This is a genomic window from Verrucomicrobiota bacterium, assembly GCA_016871535.1.
Taxonomy (GTDB): Bacteria; Verrucomicrobiota; Verrucomicrobiia; order Limisphaerales; family SIBE01; genus VHCZ01.
The window spans coordinates 1-11061 of record VHCZ01000209.1 but is presented as its reverse complement, the minus strand read 5'-3'; the positions used below and the strand labels follow the sequence as shown (position 1 = coordinate 11061).

At 61.2% G+C, this 11061-nt stretch carries 8 protein-coding genes, 1 pseudogene and 1 CRISPR repeat array; of the genes and pseudogenes, 6 read left to right on the top strand and 3 right to left on the bottom strand.

Features of this window, described 5'->3' with window-relative positions; all coding sequences use genetic code 11:
* Positions 1-335 (bottom strand): hypothetical protein (locus FJ398_21080; protein MBM3840408.1); only part of this gene is annotated, 335 nt, incomplete at its 3' end.
* A 176-nt stretch (positions 336-511) separates the two neighbouring features.
* Here FJ398_21080 and cas5 point away from each other — a divergent pair.
* From cas5 to FJ398_21060, 4 genes are read left to right on the top strand one after another with little or no spacing between them, the layout of a single operon-like run.
* Complete coding sequence (gene cas5, locus FJ398_21075; GenBank protein ID MBM3840407.1) at positions 512-1171, top strand: CRISPR-associated protein Cas5; 660 nt, start codon at positions 512-514, stop codon at positions 1169-1171.
* Positions 1164-3299 (top strand): hypothetical protein, encoded by a 2136-nt coding sequence (locus FJ398_21070; protein ID MBM3840406.1) that lies wholly within the window; start codon positions 1164-1166, stop codon positions 3297-3299. Before cas5 ends, FJ398_21070 begins: the two co-directional genes overlap by 8 nt.
* A 5-nt stretch (positions 3300-3304) precedes the next feature.
* Entirely contained in the window at positions 3305-4237 is a 933-nt protein-coding gene (locus FJ398_21065) for a CRISPR-associated protein (GenBank protein ID MBM3840405.1), read from the top strand.
* A complete protein-coding gene (locus tag FJ398_21060) occupies positions 4198-6519 on the top strand; it encodes a CRISPR-associated endonuclease Cas3'' (protein MBM3840404.1) in 2322 nt (773 codons plus the stop codon). The genes FJ398_21065 and FJ398_21060 overlap by 40 nt, the downstream gene beginning before the upstream one ends.
* A gap of 98 nt (positions 6520-6617) precedes the next feature.
* On the opposite strand, the gene FJ398_21055 is transcribed toward FJ398_21060, so the two are convergent.
* Both FJ398_21055 and FJ398_21050 read right to left on the bottom strand, forming a co-directional pair.
* A complete protein-coding gene (locus FJ398_21055; GenBank protein ID MBM3840403.1) occupies positions 6618-6926 on the bottom strand; it encodes a type II toxin-antitoxin system RelE/ParE family toxin in 309 nt (102 codons plus the stop codon).
* A complete protein-coding gene (locus tag FJ398_21050; protein MBM3840402.1) occupies positions 6910-7140 on the bottom strand; it encodes a hypothetical protein in 231 nt (76 codons plus the stop codon). Before FJ398_21050 ends, FJ398_21055 begins: the two co-directional genes overlap by 17 nt.
* A 199-nt stretch (positions 7141-7339) precedes the next feature.
* On the opposite strand from FJ398_21050, the pseudogene FJ398_21045 reads away from it, so the two are divergent.
* Positions 7340-8068 (top strand): annotated as a pseudogene (locus FJ398_21045) (Dna2/Cas4 domain-containing protein).
* Positions 8069-8388: 320 nt separating this feature from the next.
* A CRISPR array of direct repeats spans positions 8389-8781; the repeat unit is 37 nt; unit sequence GTCGCCCCGCGCGCGAGCGCGGGGCGCGGATTGAAAC.
* A 53-nt stretch (positions 8782-8834) separates the two neighbouring features.
* Complete coding sequence (locus FJ398_21040; protein ID MBM3840401.1) at positions 8835-10700, top strand: hypothetical protein; 1866 nt, start codon at positions 8835-8837, stop codon at positions 10698-10700.
* Positions 10701-11061: the final 361 nt, after the last annotated feature.

Genomic DNA, 11061 nt, shown 5'->3' with positions numbered 1-11061 from the left:
GGGGTGAACAGTCCGGTCCCGGCGCCGATGTCGGCAACCACCGCCCCGCGTTTGATCTTTGCCGCCGCCAGGATTTTCTGGCGATGATCGAAGATCTCCCGGCCCTCGCGTTCGAGACGCTCGAGCCATTGGGTGACGACGAGGCTGGGTTTGAGGTATTCGGCATTGACCCCTGGCCGAACACTTTGTTCCTGGAGGCCCACGGATTCGTGGACGACCGGGGCTGTTCGGCAACCCGCGAACAAGACGCTGGCGACCAGCGCGCCGAAGGACCAGCGGGACAGGCGCGATTTCAGGCGAGGGAAATCAGAGCCGGAGCGAGGGATAGAATTCATACGGACGCAGGATAGGTCAGGCGCCTGCGACACGGAAGCCTTTCATTCGCTTCATTCGCGCAACCTCGGGCGGGCTTACGCGCCGTAGCCCTCTCGCGTTTGCGTGAAAACTTGTCGGAAGCTGTGGATGCTGCTATGAACAAGCTCAACACGGTGGAGAGCACTCAGCGTTTTGCATGACTATGACCTCCTATCCCCTCCAACTCGAAATCTCCGGCCCCATCGCCCTCTGGGCGCGCCCGGACACAATGCCCAATCCCGTCTCCTACGTCGCGCCGACGTTCAGCGCCGTGAAAGGCATCTTTGAGGCGATCCTCCGCTGGAAATCCGTGAACGTGCGCCCGACGCGCTGCGAGATTTGCGCGCCCGTCCAATTCCACCGCTACGCCTTCAACTACGGCGGCCCGCTGCGCAAGGGCGGCCAGATCAAGGACCGCACGTCGCTCCAAATCTTCGCCCAGGCGCTCATCAACGTTTGCTACCGGCTCCACGCCGAGGTGGATTGGAATCGAGGGCCAAACGGCGAGCCGGCGGAATCGCCCGATGGCCAGTGCGCGCCGCACGCCTACCTGGACGCCTTCCAACGCCGCCTGGAGCGGGGCCGCTGGTTCTACACGCCCTGCCTGGGCTGGAAGGAATTCGTGCCGGACTACGTCGGCCCGTTCCGCGAGGGCACTGCGCCGTGCGCGACGGAGAATCACGTCATCCCCGCTTTCTTGGAAATGGTGTTCGACCAACGACAGAACGGGCGGCGCGGAAATGAAACTTACCTGCGCGGCGTGCGGGTGAACAACGGCATCCTCGAATACAAACACGGAGAACAGGACCATGCTTAACGAACTCCATCAAGTCGTCACCGCTTTGCAGGGCCGAGGCGTCGCGATTGAGGAACAGCATCCTTCGTTGACGCCAATGGGAAAGAACGACCCGTTGCTCATCGTTGAACTGGACACAACCGGTTCGCCGGCGGACCTCGTCATCGAACAACCGGAAATTGCCGGGAAGCTGCTCCGCGTTTGTCATGGTTCGCAAGGCTCTTCGTTCCCTGGTTTCAATATCCCGACTCCGCTCCGCGTATTTGCGAGAACCAAGCCCGACAAGTTGAAAGACCGCTTCAAAGAATTGCGTCGGCAACGGCGCGATGCCGCGTGGGTGTCGCGGTTCGTCCACAAGCTGGTCTCGCGCTCGAAGTCGGCGACGTTCACCAGCGCCCAGTCGAAACAGTTTGAGCGTTCAACCCGTGAATTGGTCGGATGGCTGCGGGCCGACTTCGCGACAGGCGGACAGGAACTTGCCAACTTCGTCCGCTTGCTCCAATCAGTCTCCGATGCCCGCCCTGAACTGGCGTCGTTCGCAGCCGAGACTGCCAAGCTTTTGGCAACGAGCGGCACGGGAGCAAGCACCGAGCAACGCTGGCTCATGGCTGAGTGGTTGTTTACCAACCGCAAGCTTCCCGTCTATTTGCAATGCCAAGTGGACGACCGCAACCAGCCGCGAGTGGCCGACAGCAGGATGGGGAGGCTGCTCAACCAGCAACTTCTCGACATTGGCGCGCAGCCGTTCGACTCGAATTCTCGCAGCGGCGCCTGCCCAGCCACGGCCCGTGACGCCTACACCGGTCAGCCTTGCGAAATCACAGACACATTCCCCGATCCCAAAGTGACCTTGTTGGGCAACGTCCGCCTTTTCGCCAACAACACGAGCGAAGCGGCGTGTTTCTTCCGTTACGGGTTGGGCGGGTCGGAGACGTTCAAGGTTTCAAAAGAAACGGCGCAGCAGATGGCCGGAGCGCTACTGCAACTTGCTTCAGACGACCGCCTCAACAAAACGTGCCGCCCGATTCCGAGCAACCGCGGGGGCAAGCAGGACCTGCTCGTCGCCTATCTGGAAGACGAACCCGACGCTCCCGACCCTTACGTCGAGTTGTTTGGCAACGAGGCACCCACCTTTGATGCGCCCGACTTTGCTGCTGCCGCCCGCCCGGTCCTGGCTGCGTTGGAGGGGAAAGTCGCTGCCAACCCAAACCAACTTGTCCGCCTTCTCGCCATCGCCGCCCTGGACAAAGCGAACAAGCAGGTCAGCCTCAACCGCAGTTTCACCGTCGGCGAAGTCATGGCAGCGGCCAAAGCGTGGCAGGCGGGCGCAGCGAATTGTCCACCCGTGACGCTGCCGTTCTTCGATAGGGAAGCCAAGAAGCCGCTGCCGAAATCCCGCACCGCTCCCAGTCCTTTGGACGCCGCTTCGGTGCTGAACAAAGTTTGGGCCTCCAACAGCGAAGGCGGCTTCAACTGGGACTTCCATCGCATCTTCTCTGTCTCGGACGCCTACGACGTCTTCCTGTCGCCGGCTTCGCTCCGAGAATCTAAGACGCGCTTCGCCCTGCAAACGCTGCTTGCCCGGATGTCGAACGTCTTCGCGTCCGCAGCGGTTGTGAAGGCAACGTGGGATTTCAAGACCCTGAACGAACCTGCCCGCTGGTGCGTCCTCAAGGCTGTCGCCCTCGCGGGAATCTTCCTGAACCAACTTGGACAACGACACGAACTCTTTATGAAAGAACCCACCTATCAGCTCGGTCGGTTGTTGGCCTACGCCGACTCCCTGCACCAGCAATACTGCAAGCATGTGCGGGGCGACGAAACGCCCACGCAACTCATCGGCAACGCGCTGTTCGCGACCGCGTTGGAACAACCTGTCTTTGCACTGGCCCGGCTGGCTGAACGGCTCGTGCCATATCAGGCTTGGGCGAAGACGTTCAAGAACACCAATCCGGAAGTGAAATCCGGCTACGAGAAGACGTTGCTCCGGCTCATCGGTGCCTGCGCCGCCCATTTCATAGAGGACCACGAGGGCACGTTCGTCATCCGAGTTGACGAGCTTCCTGGCCGCATGAGCGACACCGACAAGGCCAAACTGCTTCTCGGTTATCTCGCCGACCACCCAAAACCTGAAACCCAAAAAGACTGAGCTTTATGAACGCAAAAGAACAACAAACCATGAGCGAAACCCAAGTCCCCCGAATCACCGGCCTCCTCGTCATCGAGGTCCGCAAATCCAACCCCAACGGAGACCCAGAGCGCGAAAGCTCTCCGCGCCAGCGGCCCGACGGCAAAGGCGAGATCTCGCCAGTATCCATCAAGCGCAAGCTCCGCGACTTGGTGGAAAAGGCCGACGGCCAAGACAGTCTGGTCTGGGCGAAGTTGAAGGCAAAACCAGAACTCCAACTCGGGGCTGACGTGGATGGCCGCTTTCAAATTCTCGAAAGCCGGGGCCGCAAACGCGACGAGATCAAAAAGCTCCTCGAAGACGACTTCAAGAAGTTCCAGGCGACGTACTGGGATGCGCGCCTGTTCGGCAACACCTTCCTTGAAGAAGGCGGCAAGAACACGATCCGGGCTGGTGTAGCCCACTTTGGCGTCGGTGTCTCAGTTGCGCCAATCGAAATCGAGTTTCAGACGTGGACAAACAAGTCTGGCGTCGAGGAGGGCAAAGACCGCGGCATGGCCCCGATGTCCTTCCGCGTGGTGAAGCACGGCCTCTACACTGTGCCTTTCTTTGTGAACCCAACGCAGGCCCGCAAGACCGGCTGCACGCTGGCCGACGTTCAGGTCATGCTCCACCTTCTTAAGCACGCATATCCGCACACCCGCTCAGTCATCCGCACCGAAGTGGAAATCATCCATGCCCACGTCATGCAGCACAACGACCCGCTTGGTTCGTTTTCCGACTTTGCGTTCCTCGACGCGCTGGCGCCGAAACGTGTGCCTGACAAAACAAAACCGAGCGAAGCCTTGAAGCCAGATTACGAAATCCCGACCTGGGATGAGATCAAGGGCAAGCCGGTTCGCGAGGGGAAACCTGCCAAATGGAGCGAAGTCGGCACGTACACCGATTACGCTTTGTGAGCGAGCCGCTGGCCCATAGCGCCCACGACGGCGCTCCGGAACAAACCTACTGGGCGCACGTCGGCGAAGTTATCCGGCTGGGCATGGAGTTTGGCCAGGAAACGGCGCGCTTCTCGTCAAAGTGGCGGGAGCCGTTCCTCTCCGCTTTAGAAATGGCGCTCAATTACCACGATCTCGGCAAGCTCGACGAAATCTTCCAAGACGACCTGCGCCGAAACCGCCGCCAGACGCGACTCAACCACGTGGATGCAGGTGTTGCGCACTTGCTGAAAGGCAAGCACGCCGAGGCCGTCATCGCGTCCTACGCCCATCACATCGGCCTGCCTTCGTTGCCAGAGGAGCGAGCCAAGAACGCGAACGGGATCGTTGGCATGTTTCGCGACTTGGAAAAGGATGCCGGGACCACGGGCCTAAAGACCCATCAGCGCAGCGACGCGAAGCTGGCAGAGTACCTGGCTGAACACGCCCGCATCTTCGCGCCCGTGATTCTCCCGCCAGTGGCGGGCTTCAGCAGTCTGGTTCGCCGGCTTTTGCTCTCCTGCCTCGTTGACGCCGACCATGCGGACACCGCACGGCATTACGGCAACGAACGCCCCATCGAACCGCCACCGCTGTCAGCAGCGGATCGTTCGGCGGCGCTGGATCGTTACGTGGCCGGCCTCGCAGCCAAGGCCAATCCGCAAACAGAGCGCGAGCGCGACCGGCACGAGTTGCGGCAACAGGTCTATCGCGCCTGTCGCGAGCGGCCCATCAACCCGGACGAGAACATCCTGTCTTGCGACAGCCCTGTCGGCACCGGGAAGACGACGGCAGTGATGGCGCACCTGCTTCGCGTGGCGGCAGAGCGTCGGTTGCGCCGCGTCTTCGTCGTCCTCCCGTTCACGAACATTATTGACCAATCGGTTGACGTGTATCGGCGAGCGTTGCGATTGGCCGATGAAACGGAAGCTCGGATGGAAGCTGTCGTGGCCGCGCATCACCATCGCGTGGACTACGAGAGCTACGAGCTTCGTCATTTGGCTGCCCGCTGGGATTCGCCGATTGTCGTCACGACCGCCGTTCAGTTCTTCGAGGCGTTGGCGGCGAAGGCCACGGCCCCGTTGCGTAAGCTGCACCAGGTCGCCGGCTCCGCCATCTTCGTGGACGAAGCGCACGCGGCCATGCCCGCCGCGCTTTGGCCGCAGATGTTCCGCTGGTTGCGCGAGCTTTGCGACGACTGGGGCTGCCACCTCGTCTTGGCGTCCGGCTCGTTGACGCGGTTTTGGGAATTAGAGGATTTCGTCCCAGCGATTGAGCGGCGGCCGATTCCTGAACTTGTCTCGTCAGAAGTCGCCAACCGAACAAAGGAGTTCGAGGAAAAGCGAGTCAACATTCACACTCATTCCGCCAAGTTGTCGTTGCCGAAACTGGCGGACTTCATTCTGAGCAAGCCGGGGCCGAGACTCGTAATCCTGAACACAGTCCAGTCGGCTGCCCTGTTGGCGAATCATCTTCGCGAAGACTGCAAGCTTGGCCTGAACATTGAGCACATTTCGACCGCGCTGACTCCTTTGCACCGGGCTGAGACGGTGCGCCGCGTGCGCGACCGCTTGGCTTCCCCGGAAAAAAACTGGTGTCTGGTGGCGACCAGTTGCGTGGAAGCTGGCGTGGATTTCTCCTTCCGCTCGGCCTTCCGCGAAAGCTGGGGGCTGGTGAACTTGCTCCAGATTGCCGGACGCGCCAACCGTTCGGGCGAGTATTCAGACAGCGAAGTATGGGACTTCCGCCATGATGAGTTCGGCGGGCTTTCGCTGCATCCGCAGGCCAAGGTCGCGCGTGACGTTCTGGCAGGCATCTTCAAGGACTGCGCCATGCAGCAGCGCCAGCCTTCGCCCAGCGATTGCACCGAGGCGCTCCGCTTGGAGCTTCGGAATGATCGCGGACAGAAAGCCGAGATCATCGAAAAGATCGAAGCCGCAGAGAAAGCGGCGGACTATCCCGAAGTCGCCAGGCTCTGCCGAATCATCACGGCGGACACGCGAACCGTGCTGGTGGATCAGGCGTTGGTCAAACGGATCGAGAACCGCGACCGGGCGCAGTTTCCATCCTGGCGTGAGATCATGCGGAACAGCGTCCAGATTTGGTCGAGCCGGCTCAAGAGTGGCGATTGGCCGCTGAAACCCATCGGTCCGGACGAGGAGCTTTGGGCATGGACCGGCCAGAATTACAATGGCTTTCTCGGTTACATGGCGGACATTCTTCCTTTGCTGAAGGCTGGCAAGACTGGCTTTGACGTATTGTGACTCCAACCGAAAATCCGGAACCTCAGATTTCAGAGGCGCGCGAGTCGTTGCCCCTCTCGCTCCTCAACGACTCCCTCTACTGCCCGCGCCGGGCGGGCTCACTTGCCCAACTCCGCCTGCAGGTCACGCGCGCCGTGCAATACGCGCAACAGCCTGAGCCGGTCTGGCAGTACTTCGTAAAAGATCAGGTAGTTGCGAAACCCGTTCACACGCCACGAGCGTGTTGCCGGCGAACCCAGGTCCGGTCGCCGACGCCCAATGCTGGGCATCCGAGCCAGAAGGTCCACGCTGGATTTGAAAGACTCGACGAATCGAACAGCGGCGGCGGGATTGTGCGGACGGATGCGGCGCACAATGTTCAGAATGTCGCACGGGATGAACTCGCTCTCCTCAACCGGGAGTTTCATCAGGAGAAGCGAGCAGCTCGTCGTAGGCTTTGGGATCGTAGGGCCGGAAACTGCCCTGGCGCGCGGCATCCAGTTTCTCGAGGAGGCGCGGCGGTTCGGCGTCGAATTCCTCCTCGGCCATCCAGCGCAGGAAGGCCTGGCGAGCCACTTCGCTTTCGTCCCCGTAGCCTTTGGCCAATTGTTCCTTTATGAAATCCTCAATCGGCTTCGTCACGGTGATTTCCATAGGCCTAAGCTGGCACAAAGCGGCCAGACCGACAACGAGTAAATCCGCTCGCGATGGGATCGAACGAATCTGAGACTTGAAACCCGAAACTTCGAACTTGGAACCATTGCCTTTCGTCAAGCTTGAAGTGTTGCCGCTGAGCTTGCTCAACGACTTCTTCTATTGCCCGCGCCGGGCCTCGTTGAAGATGATCGATGGCTGTCGCGAGGAAAACGAGCACACGATTCTCGGCGACCTCGCCCACGCCCACGCCGACCTGCCCGGTTACGAAGTCGCCAAAGGCGTCTTGCTCTGGCGCGCGCTCCCCGTCTGGTCCGAACGGCTCGGGTTGTCCGGAAAATGCGACATTGTCGAAGTGGAATTGGGTGGCGCGCGCTACCAGCCTGCGCCGTCCGGCAACCTGGCGGACGGAACGGGTGCCACGTCGATTGACCATCCGGGCCGTGCTTTCAGTTTGGCGCTCCCGGCCATTTCGGTCGGCAAGTTGCCGACCGAAACGGGCGAGTCGCCCGTGCCACCCATTTTTCAGAGCCGTTCCGATGCAGGGTTCGGCGGGGCGCCGAACGCCACACGCGGGGCGCGTGTGCTCCCCGGAATTCAGACGCTGGTCCCCGTCGAGTACAAAAAAGGAAAACGCCGCCGGTTCGACAACGACGACGCCCAGCTTTGCGCCCAGGCGCTTTGTCTGGAGGAGATGTTCGGCGTCGCCCTTGAGCGCGGCGCGGTGTTTCACGCGGCGAGCAAACGGCGGCGCGAAGTCGAGTTCACTGCGGAGCTGCGTCAGTTGACCGAGACGGCCATTTTAAAGCTCCGCGAAATGATCGACTCGCAACTCTCAACCCCCAACCCTCAACTCCCGAAGGCCGTGTTCAAGCCGGCTTGCGAGGAATGCTCCCTCTTCGAGATTTGTCTGCCGAAGATAACCGGCGTGTCCGACCGATTGGTGCGCGCAGCGAACCGAGCATCACGGAGCCGCCAAACCCGTGGATCTGACCGAACCGCTCATCCTGTGAATGCCGACTTTCCCAAGGGCAGAACTCCGATCGTGCGCAGCGTGGCGCGAACCCACAGTGCCGGCCCAGGCGCCGGGAGTCCGCGTCCGGCCGCAACTTCATTGGAAACCGGACCTTTCTCGTGTTCTTTGACTGTTGAGTCATTTCGTGTGCGGAAATTCTCGCGAGGTTCGCGGAAATCCGGTAGCAAGGGCTTGCGGCTCTGCCGATTGGCAGGCCCGCAGTCGCCCCGCGCGCGAGCGCGGGGCGCGGATTGAAACAAAAGATTGTTGATCCGCGTCGCTTCAAGAGCGGAGTCGCCCCGCGCGCGAGCGCGGGGCGCGGATTGAAACCGTATTGTGGAGGGCAGTATGTTCTTCGGCCTCTGTCGCCCCGCGCGCGAGCGCGGGGCGCGGATTGAAACGTGGTGGAGATCGAGCCGCAAGCGCAAGCGCAAGGTCGCCCCGCGCGCGAGCGCGGGGCGCGGATTGAAACGGACTTGCTCAGCCTGGACGGGCTGTGCGAGCGGGTCGCCCCGCGCGCGAGCGCGGGGCGCGGATTGAAACGTCATTTGTGATGTAGGTGAAATCCGGCGTGAATGTCGCCCCGCGCTTGAGCGCGGGACGCGGGTTGAAACGCGGGGTTCAGGCTTGGCCAGGAGACTTTGTCGCTGCATGATCCAGGACTGCAATGCGCGCGTTATTTGTCGCTGTGCTGACTTTCCTGCCACTGCTTGCGTGGGCTGCTCCGCAAGAAGGCGCAGGTCGTTTTGAATCTGTGGGGATTCCCGTGCGCAAGGGCGGGTTGATGGGCTGTCTGGTCGGCCCGGACGGGCAGGGCGGCGAAGCGCTTTACTTCAATTTCAATCAAGCGGGCGCGCCGCTGTTTTTGGTGCAGGTGAATCCGGAGACAGGACAGGCGCGCCAGTTCGCGGCGCCCCAAGGTCCCGGCGCGTGGGCTTTTGCCGTTGGACCCGATGAGAAGATTTACCTGGGCACATGGAGCGGCGCGTTGATTCTTAGCTTTGACCCGCGCCAACCGGACAAAGGTTTGGCGGTTTTGGGCAAACCTTCGGCTTCGGAAGATTATCTCTGGCAATTCGACACCGGCAAAGACGGCAAGCTTTACGCGTGCACTTATCCGAACGCCAAGCTCGTCCGCTTCGATCCGGTCACGGGCGCGATGGAAGACCTGGGACGCATGCATCCGACCGAGATGTACGCGAGAAGCCTGGCCGTTGGCCCGAATGGCAAAGTCTACGCCGGCATCGGAACTCAGAAAGGCGACCTTGTCGTGTTCGAACCGGTCAGCGGCGAACACCGGAGCATTCTGCCGGAGGGACTCCAGGGCGCGAAAGGCTGGAGCACCGTCGGAGTGTCGCGCCGCGCCGACGGCCGTGTCTATGCCGAGTTCGGTCCGAATTTGATGCGAATCGACGACGAGAAAGTCAGCTTGGTCGAGCAAGCACCCGAACGGCCGCCGCTCAAATTGCGCGATGGGCGCGAGGTCGTCGCCTATGGGCGCGGCGCCTTCTCTTTGAAGAATCCGCGTTCGGGCGAAGTGACGGAGCGCGCGTTCGAATATCAAGGCGCCGGCGACACGATCTTTGTCGTGGGCAATGGGCCGCGCGGCTGCGTCTATGGGAGCACGGCGATGCCGTTGGAGGTTTTTCGTTTCGATCCGGCCGCGAATCGCAGCGAACATCTGGGCAGCATGCCGGGCGGGGAGGTCTATTCGATGCTGGAGCACGAGGAGAAACTTTACCTCTGTTATTACGGCGGCGCGGTGATGAACCTCTACAACCCGGCCAAATCGTTTTGGAAATTTGGTTCCGCAGCGGACGGCAATCCGGTTTCTTTCGGAGGCGTCGGCGACGGCCATTTGCGGCCGCGCGCTATGATTCGCGGTCCGAGAGGGCTGATCTACATTGGCAGCGAACCGCCCTACGGTGAACTCGGCGGCGCGATGGCGGTGTGGGATCCGCAGCAGAACAAGACGATCGAGAATTACCGGCACGTGATCACGAACCAGAGCGTGGCGTCTCTGGCTTACGAGCCGAGGAGCGGATTGATCTTCGGCGGGAGCGGAAATTTTGGGGGCGGCGGCACAAGACCATCCGAACGGGAGGCGAGGTTCTTTGCGTTCGATCCGGTGAAGAAGGAGAAAGTCTTCGAAGCGGCGCTCGTGGCCGGTGCGGCCAAATATCCGGCAACATTCGCGGCTGAAGGCAGGGTGTTCACAACCGTTGGGGACAAACTTCTCGTCTTCGATCCCGCGCAAAGAACGGTCGTGAAGACGAACACTTTGCCCGGCACGCAGGTGGAGATTTCTCTAGGACAGCACCGAAGCGGGAGAATGATCGGTCTGACCGCGAAGGCCGTTTACGAGATTGACCTGGCCAGCGCGACGGTCAAAACGCTGGCGACGTCGCCGGTGCGTATCGCCTGCGGGTTTGCGCTGACCGACGCCGCCGTGTATTTCGGATCAGGCCCGGAGTTGTGGCGGTATTGGCTGCCACCGGTTCCTGCCGGCAAGGCCGACCCAAGGCGGGAATAAAACGTGACAACTTTCCGTGACCAGAAACCCCTCACCCCGTCCGCCTCCCCCACTGTCGTGTTAGCGTTGGTAGGCACGGATTCCACTTCGTCCCTGACTAATCCTTGAGGCGTCTCTTGAAGGGAGAGACGGACAACGGAAGAACCAGGAGCCTTCGTTGGCCCATCGTCTCTTCCTGGGCAGGGGTCTGCCCTAAGGGTCTGTGCAAAAATAACTTCCGGTTTTGGCGGGAGCGCCGCCCCGCCCCGGAGGGCTGGGGCGATTTCGCTTTCTGGCTTCGTTTCTCCTCAGTCGCAGAGCCCTGGCTATGCTCCTTCGTCGTGCCTCGCCAGAAAGCGAAATCGCCTCCAGCAAAACCGGA

Bases quoted from the DNA above. Each gene is read 5' to 3' on its own strand.
- FJ398_21040 (MBM3840401.1), top strand. From the start codon at position 8,835: ATGCGCGCGTTATTTGTCGCTGTGCTGACTTTCCTGCCACTGCTTGCG.
- FJ398_21060 (MBM3840404.1), top strand. From the start codon at position 4,198: ATGGAGCGAAGTCGGCACGTACACCGATTACGCTTTGTGAGCGAGCCG.
- FJ398_21065 (MBM3840405.1), top strand. From the start codon at position 3,305: ATGAACGCAAAAGAACAACAAACCATGAGCGAAACCCAAGTCCCCCGA.
- FJ398_21055 (MBM3840403.1), bottom strand. From the start codon at position 6,926: ATGAAACTCCCGGTTGAGGAGAGCGAGTTCATCCCGTGCGACATTCTG.
- FJ398_21070 (MBM3840406.1), top strand. From the start codon at position 1,164: ATGCTTAACGAACTCCATCAAGTCGTCACCGCTTTGCAGGGCCGAGGC.
- cas5 (MBM3840407.1), top strand. From the start codon at position 512: ATGACTATGACCTCCTATCCCCTCCAACTCGAAATCTCCGGCCCCATC.